At 66.3% G+C, this 15415-nt stretch carries 10 protein-coding genes, 3 tRNA genes and 1 pseudogene; 9 read left to right on the top strand and 5 right to left on the bottom strand.

Annotation, left to right across the window (positions count from 1 at the left end; all coding sequences use genetic code 11):
• Nucleotides 1–59: 59 nt before the first annotated feature.
• From rpiA to rnr, 4 genes are all read right to left on the bottom strand, one after another.
• Complete coding sequence (rpiA, locus tag J7024_RS07535) at nucleotides 60–755, bottom strand: ribose-5-phosphate isomerase RpiA (RefSeq protein WP_124825806.1); 696 nt, start codon at nucleotides 753–755, stop codon at nucleotides 60–62.
• Nucleotides 756–876: 121 nt separating this feature from the next.
• Nucleotides 877–1749 carry an N-acetylmuramoyl-L-alanine amidase gene (locus tag J7024_RS07530; protein ID WP_175770114.1) on the bottom strand — a complete coding sequence of 291 codons (873 nt, stop codon included), beginning with the start codon at nucleotides 1747–1749 and terminating at the stop codon, nucleotides 877–879.
• 94 nt (nucleotides 1750–1843) lie between these two features.
• Complete coding sequence (gene rlmB, locus J7024_RS07525; protein WP_011351846.1) at nucleotides 1844–2587, bottom strand: 23S rRNA (guanosine(2251)-2'-O)-methyltransferase RlmB; 744 nt, start codon at nucleotides 2585–2587, stop codon at nucleotides 1844–1846.
• A gap of 152 nt (nucleotides 2588–2739) precedes the next feature.
• Complete coding sequence (gene rnr, locus J7024_RS07520; protein WP_124825808.1) at nucleotides 2740–5202, bottom strand: ribonuclease R; 2463 nt, start codon at nucleotides 5200–5202, stop codon at nucleotides 2740–2742.
• Nucleotides 5203–5451: 249 nt separating this feature from the next.
• On the opposite strand from rnr, the gene J7024_RS07515 reads away from it, so the two are divergent.
• The 9 genes and pseudogenes from J7024_RS07515 (at nucleotide 5452) to J7024_RS07475 (ending at nucleotide 13645) form a co-directional block, all read left to right on the top strand.
• Nucleotides 5452–5538, top strand: a tRNA-Leu gene (locus J7024_RS07515).
• A 182-nt stretch (nucleotides 5539–5720) separates the two neighbouring features.
• A complete protein-coding gene (locus J7024_RS07510) occupies nucleotides 5721–6710 on the top strand; it encodes an aliphatic sulfonate ABC transporter substrate-binding protein (RefSeq protein ID WP_234744955.1) in 990 nt (329 codons plus the stop codon).
• 110 nt (nucleotides 6711–6820) lie between these two features.
• A tRNA-Leu gene (locus J7024_RS07505) sits at nucleotides 6821–6907 on the top strand.
• A gap of 265 nt (nucleotides 6908–7172) precedes the next feature.
• Nucleotides 7173–7259 (top strand) — tRNA-Leu (locus J7024_RS07500).
• A gap of 457 nt (nucleotides 7260–7716) precedes the next feature.
• Nucleotides 7717–8941 (top strand): annotated as a pseudogene (locus tag J7024_RS07495) (ROK family protein).
• Nucleotides 8928–10481, top strand: coding sequence for a sugar ABC transporter ATP-binding protein (locus J7024_RS07490; protein ID WP_124825811.1), 1554 nt, complete (start codon nucleotides 8928–8930; stop codon nucleotides 10479–10481). The pseudogene J7024_RS07495 and the gene J7024_RS07490 overlap by 14 nt, the downstream one beginning before the upstream one ends.
• Before the next feature lie 40 nt (nucleotides 10482–10521).
• Complete coding sequence (locus J7024_RS07485; RefSeq protein ID WP_124825812.1) at nucleotides 10522–11559, top strand: ABC transporter permease subunit; 1038 nt, start codon at nucleotides 10522–10524, stop codon at nucleotides 11557–11559.
• Nucleotides 11560–11644: 85 nt separating this feature from the next.
• Complete coding sequence (locus tag J7024_RS07480) at nucleotides 11645–12589, top strand: ABC transporter substrate-binding protein (protein WP_124825813.1); 945 nt, start codon at nucleotides 11645–11647, stop codon at nucleotides 12587–12589.
• 105 nt (nucleotides 12590–12694) lie between these two features.
• On the top strand, nucleotides 12695–13645 hold the full coding sequence (locus tag J7024_RS07475; protein WP_175750829.1) for a carbohydrate kinase family protein: 951 nt from the start codon (nucleotides 12695–12697) through the stop codon (nucleotides 13643–13645).
• Between the two features lie 38 nt (nucleotides 13646–13683).
• Here J7024_RS07475 and J7024_RS07470 read toward each other — a convergent pair whose 3' ends face one another.
• Entirely contained in the window at nucleotides 13684–15402 is a 1719-nt protein-coding gene (locus tag J7024_RS07470; RefSeq protein WP_175760447.1) for a SulP family inorganic anion transporter, read from the bottom strand.
• Between the last annotated feature and the right edge of the window lie 13 nt (nucleotides 15403–15415).

The raw sequence follows: 15415 nt of genomic DNA, 5'->3' as shown, positions 1-15415 counted from the left end.
CGGGTTATTACCTCCCGCCATAACGTGCATTTCAACCTGCCAATTTCATTTCAATTCTTTCAATTAACCGAATAAACGATCGTTTCAACACCGGCTTCCGTGCCGAGCAGGCACAGATTCGCGCCGCGCTCGGCGAACAGGCCGACCGTCACCACGCCGGGCCATGCGTTCACTTGCGCTTCGAAGCCACGCGGGTCGGCGATCTGCAGGCCCTTCACGTCGATGATTTCGTTGCCGTTGTCGGTAATGTACGGCGCACCGTCCTTCGTCACGCGCAGCACCGGCACGCCCCCGAGCGCAGTCACGCGCCGGCCGATCGCCGTGCGCGCCATCGGCACGACCTCGATCGGCAACGGGAACCCGCCGAGCACCGGCACGCGCTTACTGGCATCCGCGATGCACACGAACGTATCGGCCACCGACGCGACGATCTTCTCGCGCGTCAGCGCGCCGCCGCCGCCCTTGATCATCGCGCCGCTCGCGTCGATCTCGTCCGCGCCGTCGACGTACACCTGCAGCGATTCGATCTCGTTCAGGTCGAACACCTTGATGCCGTGCGACTTCAGGCGCTCGGTGGTCGCGATGGAGCTCGATACGGCGCCGCGATAGCGCGACTTGACGACGGCGAGCGCGTCGATGAAGCAGTTGGCGGTCGAGCCGGTGCCGACGCCGATCACCGCGCCTTCCGGCACGTTGTTGATCACATAATCGGCGGCCGCCTGGCCGACCAGGCGTTTGAGTTCGTCTTGAGTCATGGGAAGGAAATGCTGCGGGATTGCGGAAAACCGCCAGTTTACCGGACTCGGCTGACGGGCCACGCTTTTTCGGCGGCTGCGGCTGCGGCTGCGGCTGCGGCTGCGCCCTGCGCGCCGATCGTCAGGGCGCACCCGTCGCGGATGCGTCGTCGGCCGGCGCCGCGCCGGGGAAATACTTGTCGAGCAACGCCTGCGCGATTGCGTCGGTTTCGGCATCCGGATTGCCCGTATAGTCGGACGGCCGGAAATGCATCTGGAATGCCGCGAATACACGCCGCGTGCGTGCATCGAGCACGCCGTCGGTCGGCACATCGTAGCCGTAGCGCGCGAGCTTGAGCTGCAACTCGCGCACGTCGACGAGCGCGTGCGGATCCCGACCCGCGAGCCGTGCTGCGACGGTCGCGTCGTCCGGCCACGCGCCGACGCCGGCCTGCGCGAGCGCATGCCACGGGAACAGCGGGCCCGGATCGATCTTGCGTTGCGGCGCGATGTCGCTGTGCCCGACCACGCGCGTCGGCGGAATCGCGTAGCGCGTGACGATGTCCTTCGACAGCCGGATCAGCGCATCGACCTGGGCAGGCGGATACGGCTGCCATGTGCGATTCTCTGGATCGAGCGGGCCGCGGTTCACGTTCTCGATGCCGATCGACGCCGCGTTCAGTTCGGTCGTGCCCTGCCACTCGCTTACGCCGGCATGCCACGCGCGCTTCGCTTCCGGAACCAGCTGATAGACGACCGGCATCCCGTGCTCGATGCGCGGCTGCGGCGGGATGACGTAATGCACGCTGACCGAATCGCCCGTCAGCGTGCGCAGCGATTTCGCTTCGTCGCTTTCGGTGTAGTGCATCACGAGAAACCGAATGCGCGAATCGGCGCCGCGCGCGTGCAGGCTCGTGTCGGCGTAGTAGGTGCCGCGCTCGACCAGCGACGGCGACGTGCAGGCGGACAGCAGGCCGAGAACGGCGCACAATGCGCCGAGACGGAACAGGGTCATGGTTCGCGCGTTCCAGAGAGACGTGTGCCGCGCGCGATCGCGGCACACGTCGTTCGGGTCATGGCGGCTCGCGCATCGCGCCGGGCCGCATGCATCATCCCTTCACGCGTCGCTGCCGCACCGCTTCGTACAGGCACACGCCGCTGGCAACCGACACGTTCAGGCTTTCCACGCTGCCGGCCATCGGGATGCTCATTACTTCGTCGCAAGTGTCGCGCGTGAGCCGGCGCATGCCTTCGCCCTCTGCGCCCATCACGAGCGCGACCGGGCCGTCGAGCTTCGTTTCGTACAGCGTCGCCGACGCTTCGTCCGACGTGCCGATGATCCACACGCCCGCTTCCTTCAACTCGCGCAGCGCGCGAGCGAGGTTCGTCACCGTGATGTACGGTACCGTGTCGGCCGCGCCGCTCGCGACCTTCGCAGCCGTCGCGTTCAGGCCGACCGCGCGATCGCGTGGCGCGATCACCGCGTGCGCGCCGGCCGAATCGGCCACCCGCAGGCATGCGCCCAGGTTGTGCGGATCGGTGACGCCGTCGAGCACCAGCAGCAGCGCCGGGCCCTGGATGCCGTCGAGCAGCTCGGACAGGTTCTGCGCGAGCGGAATGTCCTCGACGCGCGCGACGACGCCCTGATGGCGCTCGGTATGCGCGAGCCCCCACAGACGCGTTTCGTCAGCCGCGATCAGCCGCACGCCCGCTTCCTTCGCGGTGTGCAGGAAGTCCTGCATGCGGCGGTCGCGGCGCGTCTGGTCGTACAGCACCTCCGCAACCGTCGATGCATCGTGCCGCAAACGTGCGGTCACCGCATGAAAACCGTAAAGAACCTTCAGACGTGACATGACTGGAACAACCTTCGATCAAACGTGCGGCCGCGCAACGCGCGCAGCCGCGATCCATGGAAAAGGAAAGCGCCGCGTTGCCGGCCGGTGACCGGTAGAACGCGGCGTCTCTCGATACTGCAAGGGCACGCGCTTCGCGCGGCCCCTAACGCTCAATACTTCTTGCGCGGGTGCGGCTTCTTCGCTGCCGTCTTCGCCGCGGTACCGCCCTTCTTCTTCGCTGCACGCGCAGCACGCGCTTCCTTCACCGCGACGGTCGGCGCGCTAGCCGCCTTCTTGCGGCGCGGCACGGCATCCTCCGCCGGCGGCAACGAGCGCACGCGCGGACCGCCACGATCGTTGCCGGTAGCAGCCGGCGCCGGTGCCGGTGCCGGGCGCGGTGCCTTCACCGGCGTGTCGCGCACGAGGCGGAAGTCGATCTTGCGCGCGTCGAGGTCGACGCGGCTCACCTGCACGCGCACGCGATCCGACAGGCGATAACGGATGCCCGTACGCTCGCCGCGCAGCTCGTTCTTGATCTCGTCGTACTGGAAGTAGTCCGAGCCGAGTTCCGTGACGTGCACGAGGCCTTCAATGAAGAGCGTGTCGAGCTGCACGAAGATGCCGAACGACGTGACGCCGTTCACCATCCCGCCGTACTCCTCGCCGAGCTTGTCGCGCATGAAGTAGCACTTGAGCCACGCTTCGACGTCGCGCGACGCTTCATCGGCACGTCGCTCGTTCGCCGAGCAATGCAGGCCGAGCTCTTCCCAGATCGCCGTGTTCAAGCGCGAGCGGCCGTGCGATTCGTCGTCGGCCTGCTGCATCGCGCGGGCGCGCGGCGACAGCGCGGTGTTCAGCTCGAAGCCGTCCGGCGCCTTCGGCGTGTATTTCCTGCCCGACAGGATCGCGTAGATCGCGCGATGCGTGAGCAGGTCGGGATAACGGCGGATCGGGCTCGTGAAGTGGGCGTACGCCTCGTAGGCGAGACCGAAGTGGCCGATGTTGTCCGGGCTGTAGACGGCCTGCTGCATCGAGCGCAGCAGCATCGGCTGCAGCATCTGCGCATCGGGCCGGTCGCGGATCTGCGCCATCAGCGCCGCGTAATCGCTCGCATGCGGCTTGTCGCCGCCGCCGAGCGACAGACCCATGCCGCGCAGGAACGCGCGCAGGTTCTCGAGCTTCTCCGGCGTCGGCCCCGCATGCACGCGGTACAGCCCCGGATGCTTGTTGCGCTTCAGAAAGTCGGCCGCACAGACGTTCGCGGCCAGCATGCATTCCTCGATCAGCTTGTGTGCATCGTTGCGTTGACGCGGGACGATCTGCTCGATCTTGCCCTGCGAGTTGCAGACGATGTACGTCTCGGTTGTGTCGAAGTCGATCGCGCCGCGTTTCTGCCGCGCGGCGAACAGCGCCTTGTAGACGCCGTACAGGTCCTGCAGGTGCGGCAGCAGGTCCGCGCGACGCGCGGCCTCCGGCCCCTTCGTGTTCGACAGCACGGCCGCGACTTCAGTGTACGTCAGACGCGCGGCCGAGTGGATCACCGCCGGATAGAACTGGTACGCCTTGATCTCGCCGCGCGCGGTAATCACCATGTCGCACGCGAGCACGCAGCGGTCGACCTGAGGATTCAGCGAACAGAGGCCGTTCGACAATTTCTCCGGCAGCATCGGGATCACGCGGCGCGGGAAATAGACCGACGTGCTGCGTTCGAGCGCGTCGGCGTCGAGGCCGCTGCCCGGTTGCACGTAGTGCGAAACGTCGGCGATCGCGACGATCAGGCGAAAACCGTCGCCACGGCCGACCTTGACGGGCTCGCAGTAGACGGCGTCATCGAAGTCGCGAGCATCCTCGCCATCGATCGTCACGAGCGGCACGTCGCGCAGGTCGACGCGGAAGCGCAGATCGGCCGGGCGTACCTTGTCCGGCAGCGCGGCGGCTTCGTCGAGCGCCGGCTGATTGAATTCGTGCGGCACGCCGTACTTGCGCACCGCGATCTCGATTTCCATGCCCGGATCGTCGATGTCGCCGAGTACCTCGACGACGCGGCCGAGCGGTTGCGAATGACGGCTCGGAAAATCGGTCAACTCGACGACGACGACCTGCCCGACCTTCGCCTTCTTCACGTTCTGCGTGATCAGGATGTCGTGGCCGATGCGCTTGTCTTCGGGGGCGACGATCAGCGCGCCGTTTTCATTGAGCAGGCGACCGATCACGCGCTTGTTCGCTCGCTCGGTGACTTCGACGACGTGCCCTTCGGGACGGCCGCGGCGATCGTAGCCGACGATCCGCGCAAGCACGCGATCGCCATGCATGACCTTCTGCATTTCACCGTTCGGCAAAAACAGATCGTCCTGACCGTCGTCGCGGATCACGAACCCGTAGCCGTCGCGATGCCCCTGCACGCGACCGGCAACGAAGTTCGACGGATGGGTGAGCTGGTAGTGACCGCGCTTGTCGAGGCGAATCTGGCCGTCGCGTTCCATCGCGGCGACACGCCGGAAGAACCCCTCGCGCTCCTGACGCTTGATCGACAGCGCTTCGGCGATATCGTTGGCGGCCAGCGGCGCGTCGCTCGTACGCAGCACGCCGAGAATTTCTTCACGGCTCGGAATGGGGTACGGATATTTGCTCAAGGGTTTGTCGATGATTGTTCTCGTTGCGTTGACTGATGGTGCACGGCATCAACATAGAAGTGTCCGTCAGACAGTTCTATAGTGACGGCGACGGATCATTCTATCACCCGCCTGTGTTGCCAAATGACGCGAATGCCGCGTGCAGGCGCCTCGGCGGCCCGTTTGCGGCCCATCGCAAAAAAGTGTTGACACGAATAATTGGGGCGCTATAATTTCGCTTCTTTGCAGCAAGCAGCTACTGCAAAACGTGCCCAGGTGGCGGAATTGGTAGACGCACTAGGTTCAGGTCCTAGCGGTGGCAACATCGTGGAGGTTCGAGTCCTCTCCTGGGCACCATCTGTTTTTCTAAAGGCCGGCTTTTAGCCGGCCTTTTTCCATTTCAAGTCGCACATCGCGCACCGGCTCGCCCTTATGCCGGCCACTCCGATCGATAGCAGAATTAATCGTTTATCGATCGCCCTCCCCCGTTGGTACGTTAGCCGCCTTGTTCGCAACGAACCCAACGAGGAGCACAACCCATGACGCCGATGAACCGCCGTGCGTTCACGCGCGCTATGCTGGCCGCCGGCCTGAGCGCCGCCGGCATCCGGGCGCACGCCGAGAGCACGCCTTCCGTGCTGCGCATCGGATACCAGAAATCGTCGACGCTCATCACGTTGCTCAAGACACGCAACACGCTCGAACAGTCGCTGGCGCCGCTCGGGCTGCGCGTGTCGTGGCATGAATTCGCGAGCGGCTTGCCGCTGACCGAAGCGCTCAACGTCGGCGCCGTCGATTTCAGCGCCGACGTGGCCGACACGGTACCCGTATTCGCCCAGGCCGCGCATGCACGCTTCGTATACGTCGCTCAGGAGGCGCCGTCGCCGAAGGCACAGGCCATCATCGTCAAGAAGGACAGCACACTGCATACGCTCGCCGATCTGAAGGGCAAGCGCATCGCCGTCACGAAGGCTGCCGGCAGCCACTACCTGCTGCTCGCCGCGCTCGCACGCACGCAGCTCGCCCCTGCCGACACGGCGATCCACTACCTGACGCCGGCCGATGGCCGCGCGGCGTTCGAGCGCGGCAGCGTCGATGCGTGGATCACGTGGGATCTATGTCGCGTCGGTCGACTCAAATCCGGACGTGCGGATTCTGGCCGACGGCAGCAGCGGGCTCCTTCATACCAGCGCTATTACCTCGCATCGAGCGGCTTTGCAGCCGCCCGCCCCGACGTCATGCAGATCGTGTTCGACCAGTTGTCGCAGGCCGGCGCATGGCTGCGCGCGCACCCGCAGGAAGCGGCCAATACGCTCGCGCCGATCTGGGGGCTCGACGCACCGACGATCGCGCGCGCCAATGCGCGACGCAGCTATCTCGTACGCACCGTGGTCGCGCAGAACTTCGGAGAGCAGCAGAAGATCGCCGATACGTTTCTCGCGGCCGGCCTCCTGCCCGCCCGCATCGACACGAGCGAAGCGCTGCGCTGGAATTTCACGTCGAAGCGCGCGGATCCGATCGGCGCCTGATGTCCCGAACACGCAATGCGCGATATTTTTATCGTCATCGAAGAAATTGTGTTGACAGTCTCGTCAGACACGCTAAAATAGCGGTCTTCGCATCGCAGCAAGCGAAACGTGCCCAGGTGGCGGAATTGGTAGACGCACTAGGTTCAGGTCCTAGCGGTGGCAACATCGTGGAGGTTCGAGTCCTCTCCTGGGCACCATCTGTTTTCTAAAAAGGCCGGCTTTTAGCCGGCCTTTTTTCATTTCCGGCGCCGAATTGCTACGTATGCCTGCGCACATGTCCTGGTTCACATCCGCGAAATCCTGTCGCATCGCCCATACCCCTGCACTTCGACGCCCTCTCTTCGGGCGCAGCAAGCAAACCAGCCCGTCGTGAAATTATTTGCGTTCGCGACCTCAAATTGTGTTGACAGATCTCCCGAACACGCTAGAATAGCGGTCTTCGCATCGCAGCAAGCGAAACGTGCCCAGGTGGCGGAATTGGTAGACGCACTAGGTTCAGGTCCTAGCGGTGGCAACATCGTGGAGGTTCGAGTCCTCTCCTGGGCACCATCTGTTTTTAAAAAGGTCGGCTTTTAGCCGGCCTTTTTTCATTTCCGCTCCCGGAAGCAATACAACGGTGCGCCCCACATCGCCCCGACAACGGGCACGGCGCGCCGAATCCCCTCTCTCGCCATCCTCGCATCCCGACATCCGCGCTGAAGCCTAACAGGCCGACCTCCACATCAGGCGCAACCGCAAATCGCCGACCCACGAGATCACGCTGAAACGCTGCACTGGCAGACATCACCCCGCGCGGACATGCAGCCTGTCCGCGATGCGCGTGACACGCCGCTGCACGCCTGAAACACCCTCTCTCCCGCCTCGATTGCCCCAGGGCGAAAGCCCCCCCTCTCCCGCATCCCCGAACGAAACCGGGATTTCCCTAGGCTGACATGCAGTCTGTCACGCGGTTAAATAAATCAACATGATTTATTTAATGCGATGTCGGCAACGCCCCATGGAGGCCATGCGAAAGCCCGCATCAGCCGGGAAACGCTCGGCCAGCGTGCGCCGTTATAACGAGCGCCTGCTGCTGAAGACGCTGCGCCGTGCCGGCAGCGCGTCGAGAAACCGACCTCACGCGTCTCGCGAACATGACGGGCACAGCGGTCGGCAGCATCATCGCCGTACGCTTCGCCGATGCGAGCTGATCATTCGCCGGCCGCACCGAGGCCAGCGCAGCCAGCCCGTCGCTGATCCGTCTCGATCGCGCGGCGCGTTCGGCATCGGCGTCCATCTGGACCGGATGCGCATCGAAACGGCGCTCGTCAATTTCGCCGGCGATGTGCTCGGCCGCCGCTCGCACGACACGCTGCTCCCCCCGCCCGCCGACGTGCTCGACATCGTTCGGCGCGATATCGACGCGATGCAGGACCTGCTGCCCGACCATGAGCGCGCACGCCTGACGGGTGTCGGCGTCGCCCAGCCCTACAACCTCGGCGCATGGATGCGCGAGTTGGGCCTCGCGCCCGACACGTTCCGTGCGTGGGAAGACGTCGACTACGCGAGCGATCTCGGGCGCACGCTGTCGCTACCCGTGTTCGGTGAAAACGACGGCAACGCAGCCGCGATCGCCGAACTGTTTACGGATACAGCCGGCAGTGCGACGACCGTCTACCTGTTCATCGGACCCGCGATCGGCGGCGGCATCGCGATCGACGGCGACTGCCTGCGCGTGACCGGCAACGCCGGCGACATCGCCGTGATTCCGGTGCCGCCGAGCCGGCTCGTGTCGGCGCCCCGCCGCTTGACCCGTGGGACATCCTGCTCGCGCGCGTCGCTGCATGCGTATTTGCGTCACCTGCACCATCACGGCGAGACGGTCGAAACGCCGATCTCGAGGCCTGCATCGCGGCCTGCCGGCAGTCGACGAATGGATCGACGACTGTGTCGATGCGCTCGCGCCGGCCTTGCGCGCGGTGCTGTGCGTCGTCGATGCGCCGGTGGTCGTGCTCGACGCCGACACCGATGCAGGCCTGCTCGATGCAGTGACGAGCCGCCTGCGCGCCGCACTCGTCGCCACCGCCCCGGAAGCGCGCGGCACGCCGACACTCGTGCGCGGCACGTTCGGCGCCGACGCCGGTGCGATCGGCGCCGCGACGCTGCCGATGTTTTTCAACTTCTCTCCGCGGGCCGGCATCCTCAAGGGCGCCCGCACCGAATCGCAGGAGGTCAACCATGTCGCGATCTGAGTCGCCCCGGCCGCTGCTCGAGATGCGCGGGATCAGCAAGACGTTCCCGGCCGTGCGCGCGCTCGACAACGTCAGCCTGACCGTCTATCCGGGCGAGATCCACTCCCTGATGGGCGAGAACGGCGCGGGCAAATCGACGCTGATGAAGATTCTGTCGGGTGCCTATCGTGCCGACGCCGGCGGCGAGATCCTGATCGACGGCGAGCGCATCGACATCGACGGCCCGCTCGCCGCGCGCGATGCCGGTGTCGCCGTGATCTACCAGGAGCTGTGCCTCGCGCCGAACCTGACCGTCGCGGAAAATATCTACGTTGGCCGCGAACTGCGCCGCGGCAACCGGCGCTGGGGCACCATCGACCGCGCGGCGATGGCGCGCGGCTGCCAGGACGTGCTCGAGCGTCTCGGCGCACCTTTCGGCCCAGGCACGCTCGTCGGCACGCTGTCGATCGCCGAGCAGCAACTCGTCGAAATCGCGCGCGCCGTGCACACCCGTGCACGCATCCTCGTGATGGACGAACCGACGACGCCGCTATCGTCGCGCGAAACCGAGCACCTGTTCGGCCTGATTCGCCAGCTTCGCGAGGAAGGCCTCGCGATCATCTATATCAGCCACCGGATGGCGGAAATCTACGAACTGTCCGATCGCGTGTCGGTGCTGCGCGACGGCTCCTACGTCGGCACGCTCGAGCGCGACGTGCTGTCGGCCGAGCGGCTCGTCGCGATGATGGTGGGCCGCGACATCTCCGGCTTCTACAAGAAGGAACATGCGCCGTACGACCCCGGCCACCTGCTGCTATCGGTCCGCGACATCGCCGACGGCGAGCGCGTGCGCGGCTGCAGCCTCGATCTCCATGCCGGCGAAGTGCTCGGCATCGCGGGGCTCGTCGGCGCGGGCCGCACCGAGCTCGCACGGCTGATCTTCGGCGCGGAACCGCGCACACGCGGCGACGTGAAGCTGGTCGATCGCACGTTCGGCGCGCATTCGCCGCGCGACGCGATCGACGCGGGCCTCGTCTACCTGACGGAAGACCGCAAGCGCCAGGGCCTGTTCCTCGACATGAGCGTGCGCGACAACATCAACATCTCCGTGTGCAACCGCGATGCACGCCTCGGCGCGCTCGATCTCGCACGCGGCGCCGAACGCGCGCGCGACGCGATCGCATCGCTGTCGATCCGCGTGCCGAACGCGAACGTGAACGTCGGCGCGCTGTCGGGCGGCAACCAGCAGAAAGTGCTGCTGTCGCGCCTGCTGGAGACGAAGCCGCGCGTGCTGATCCTCGACGAGCCGACCCGCGGCGTCGACATCGGCGCGAAATCCGAGATCTACCGGATCATCAACGAACTGGCCCGCGCGGGCGTGGGCGTGATCGTGATCTCGAGCGAACTGCCGGAAATCATCGGCGTCGCCGATCGCGTGCTCGTGATGCGCGAAGGCGAGATCGCCGGCGAACTCGGCGGCCACACGCATACCCCCATCACGCAGGAAGCGATCATCGCGCTCGCGACCGGCTCGCAGGCCGAACTCGCCGACGCGCACTGACCACGCCCCCTTCATTTCCCTCTTCATTCAAGGTACCGAAATGATCAACCCGACCAAGCAGCGGAATCTCGCTTCCGCGACGGCCCATCCGGTCGCCAACCGTACCCCCCTGATGCGCGGCGCCGATCATCGCGCTCGCATGCAGTCGCTGATGCGCACCGCCGGCATGCTGCCGGTGCTGCTGGTCCTGTGCATCGGCTTCGGGTTCATGACCGACGGCTTCTTCACGCTGCAGAACCTGTCGATCGTCACGCAGCAGGCATCGATCAACATCGTGCTCGCCGCCGGCATGACCTTCGTGATCCTGACGGGCGGCATCGACCTGTCGGTCGGCTCGGTGCTCGCCGCGTCGGCCGTCGCCGCCCTGCTCGCGTCGACCATTCCCGGCTGGGGCTGGCTCGGCGTGCCGTTCGCACTTGTCGTCGGCCTCGTGTTCGGCGCAATCAACGGCGGCCTGATCTCGTTCCTGCGCCTGCCCCCGTTCATCGTCACGCTCGGCGCGATGACCGCCGTGCGCGGCGTCGCCCGACTGATCGGCAACGACACGACCATCTTCAATCCGCAACTGCCGTTCGCGTTCATCGGCAACGGCACAATCCTCGGCGTGCCGTGGCTCGTCGTCATCGCCTGCGCGGTGATCGCGCTGTCGTGGTTCATCCTGCGCCGCACGGTGCTCGGGATGCGGATCTACTCGGTCGGCGGCAATCCGGAAGCGGCACGGCTGTCGGGCATCAACGTGCGCGCGATCCAGCTGTTCGTGTATGCGGCGTCGGGCCTGCTCGCCGGTCTCGGCGCGGTGATGTCCGCTGCACGGCTCTATGCGGCCAACGGCCTGCAGCTCGGCCAGTCGTACGAACTCGACGCGATCGCCGCGGTAATCCTCGGCGGCACGAGCTTCGTCGGCGGCGTCGGCTCGATCGTCGGCACGCTGATCGGCGCACTGATCATCGCGGTGCTGACAAACGGCCTGGTGCTGCTCGGCGTATCCGATATCTGGCAATACATCATCAAGGGCCTCGTGATCATCGGCGCCGTTGCGCTCGACCGCTATCGCCAGCGCGACTCCGCCCGCACCTGACATCGTTTCCTCACCATTCAACCCCGGGACGCAGGCCGATCCTCCCGCGCCCGTCCGCCAAACAACCATCCGGAGACACAACGACATGTTCAAGCACAAAGCCGCCCTGACCGCCGTCGCCTGCGCACTCGCTTTCGGCACTGCCGCCGCCCACGCAGCCGACAAGCCGCTGAAATCGATCGGCGTCACGGTCGGGTCGCTCGGCAATCCGTACTTCGTCACGATCGTCAAAGGCGCCGAAGCGCGCGCAAAGCAGATCAATCCGAACGCCAAGGTCACCGCGGTGTCGGCCGACTACGACCTGAACAAGCAGTTCACGCAGATCGACAACTTCATCTCCGCGCACGTCGACATGATCCTGCTCAACGCGACCGACCCGAAGGCGATCGAGCCGGCGGTGAAGAAGGCGCAGGCGGCCGGCATCACGGTCGTCGCGGTCGACGTCGCGGCCGCCGGCGCGAACGCGACTGTGCAGACCAACAACGTGAAGGCCGGCGAACTCGCGTGCGACTTCCTCGCGAAGAAGCTCAACGGCCGTGGCAACGTGATCATCGAGAACGGCCCGCAGGTGTCGGCCGTGATCGACCGCGTGAACGGTTGCAAGGCCGTGCTCGCGAAGAACCCCGGCATCAAGCTGCTGTCGAGCGACCAGGACGGCAAGGGCTCGCGCGAAGGCGGGATGAATGCGATGCAGGGCTACCTGACGCGCTTTCCGAAGCTCGACGGCGTGTTCACGATCAACGATCCGCAGGCGATCGGCAGCGATCTCGCGGCGAAACAGCTGAACCGCCCGGGTATCGTCATCACGTCGGTCGACGGCGCGCCCGACATCGAAGTGGCGCTGAAGTCCAATACGCTCGTGCAAGCGTCGGCGAGCCAGGATCCGTGGGCGATGGCGCAGCAGGCCGTGAACGTCGGCTACGGGATCATGAACGGCCAGAAACCGGCCAATCCGATGATCCTGATCGAGCCGACGCTCATCACGCGCGACAACGTGAAGAGCTACAAGGGCTGGAGCAGCCCGCGCTGATCGCGCCACGTGCCCGCCGTACCGGGCCGCGCCACACGTCGGCGCGCGCCCGTTCACCTCAACTGCTGCTGTGCCGTGCGACACGCCGCGGCACAAGGTTTCGACATGACGACGACGTTTCCCCGCCTGATCGTATTCGGCGAAGCGCTGACCGATTTCATCCGCGACGACGCGCAGCACTGGCGCAGCGTCGCCGGCGGCTCGTGCTGGAACGTGGCGCGCGTCGGCGCGCGGCTCGGTGTGCCGACCGCATTCGCCGGCACGGTCAGCAGCGACATCTTCGGCGATGAACTGGTGCGCAAGAGTGCCGATGCCGGGCTCGACCTGCGCTTCATCCGGCAGGTCGAGCGCGCGCCGCTACTCGCGATGGTCGTGTCGAAGCAGCCGCCTGACTACTTCTTCATCGGCGAGCACAGCGCCGATCTCGCATTCGATCCGGCCGACCTGCCCGACGGTGCGCTGGAGGCGGCCGAGATCGTGCATGTCGGCTCGCTCGGCGTCGTGCGCGAGCCGCTCGCGGCGCGGCTGATCGAGCTCGTGCAGGCCGCGCGCGCAGCCGGCAAGCGGATCTCGTTCGACCCGAACTACCGGGCACCGATGGCCGCGCCGTCGTATCGCGACACGCTGCGCCGGCTGGCCGTACTCGCCGACTGGATCAAGGTATCCGATGAGGATCTGCGCGGCCTGTTCCCCGAACTCGACGAAGCCGCCGCGCTCGCGCAATTGCGCGCGTGGGCGCCGGATGCGGCCGTGCTGGTCACGCGCGGTGCGTCCGGCATGCAGTTGCTGCATCGCGATACCGTGCTGTTTCAGCCGGCGTTCGCGACCGAGGTTGCCGACACCGTCGGCTGCGGCGACGCCAGCATCGGCGGCTGGCTCGCCAGCCAGCTCGCCTGCCCCGACGCAACGGCTGCCGGGCATCTGCGCTATGCGGCAGCCTGTGCCGCGGTCGCCTGTGCGCACGCAGGCGCGTATGCGCCGACGGCCGCCGAGGTGGCCGACGTCATCGCGAACCGTGCTGCCGTCGAACCGGCCGACACCGCGTTATCCAGCTAGACGGCGCTGGGCGGCACTACGCGGCGCTCGCCGCATCGTCACGCACCGCCCTTCGCGCCGTTGCCGCCCGCCTGCAGCACCTGCAGACTCTCGTCGACACTCAGTTCGGACATTGCATCATCGCGTAGCGTATCGTCGGCCGCACGACGCAATGCATGCAGCGCGTGCTCCTTGAGCCGCACGATCGAGAACAGCAGCCCGCGCGCCGCGCATTCGGCCGCGAACGTACGCAACGACTCGATCGTCGTGCCGTCGACGTCCGGCGTTTCCTCAAGGCTCAGCATCACGGCATGCGTATCGGGTGCGGCCTTCATCAGCGCACGCACGCGATTGAGCATGCGGTCCGCATTCGCGAAGAACAGTTGCGCTTCGGGCCGCACGATCAACACGCCCGGCACGGGCTTCGCATCCGGATGGTTCGCGACGTCGACGAAGTCGTGACCGTCGCGCAACCGGCCGAGCACGCTGACATTCGGCTCGGACAACTTGCGCAACGTCAGCAGCAGGCTCACACCGATTGCCGCAAGCAGCCCGTGCAGCACGCCGAGCACGAGCACCGCGAGCAGCGCGGCAATCACGACGAGCCGGTCGCGATGCCACACCCAATACGGCCGGAACACCGCGGGATGCAGCGAATGGCTGACCGCGAAGATCACGATCGCCGCGAGCACGGGCTCCGGCGTGCGTGCGAGCTGCGGCAGCAGCAACCACACGATCAGCGCGACCACGCCGGCGGCCCACAGCCCCGCGAAACGCGATTGCGCGCCGGCTGCCTCGTTCGCGGACGTCGCCGAATAGCCGGCGCCGACCGGCATTCCGTGCAGCAATCCCGACACGAGGTTCGCACACCCGATCGCGACGAGATCGCGGTTCGGCGACACGCTGTCGCCATGCTTCAGCGCGAAGTTGCGGATCGATCCGTACGATTCCGCATACAGGATCAGCATCAACGCGAACGCGAGCTCGACCGTCTGCATCCACGCATTGCGGTCGAGGTGCGGCAACCCGAATTCGAGGTGCCGGAAGTCGATGTGCCCGACGATCGCGATCCCGTAGTGCTGCCAGTCAAATACGTAGCCGGCCGCGATCGACAGCACGATCACGACGAGCGTCGCGGGCACGCGCGAGCGGCGCCCGAGCACGAACAGCAGTGCGAGCGCGGCCGCGCCGAGCGCAACGCTCGCGAGGTTCGCATGCGGCGCTCCGGTGACGAGATCGAGCGCGACGCGCGGCGCATCGCTATGCTGCACGGAGATCGCGAGAATCTTCGGCAACTGCTTGATGACGATCGTCAGCGCCAGCCCGAACGTGAAGCCGCGCAGGACCGGACGTGCCACGAAGTCCGACATGCCGCCGAGCCGCGCCGCACCCGCGAGGATGAATAGCACGCCCGTCATCGCGACGAGCGCAGCTGCCAGCGCGAGCTGCGCGGCAAGCGCCATCCCCGACTCGGCCAGCACCGTCGCCGCAAGCACAGCTGCCGACGACGACGTCGACGACACGATCGCAAAACGGCTGCTGCCCGTCAGCGCATAGACGACGAGCCCCGACAGCAGCGCGATGAGGCCCGCCTGCGGCGGCAGGTTGGCAAGGCCCGCATACGCGACGGCCTCGGGAATCAGCAGGCCCGCGATCGACAGGCCGGCCAGCGCATCGAGGCCGATGCGCTGCGTCGGAGGTGGCGGCGCCGCAACGACTGCAGCGAAATGGTCGGCATGCTGCGGGCCGGCATCCGGGCGGATCGGGACGGTCGTCATGGAGCGATGGGCA

The organism is Burkholderia sp. WTPI3, assembly GCF_021483755.1.
Taxonomy (GTDB): Bacteria; Pseudomonadota; Gammaproteobacteria; order Burkholderiales; family Burkholderiaceae; genus Burkholderia.
Note: the sequence above shows the minus strand (reverse complement) of the source record. Positions and strands in the feature narration are given on the sequence as shown.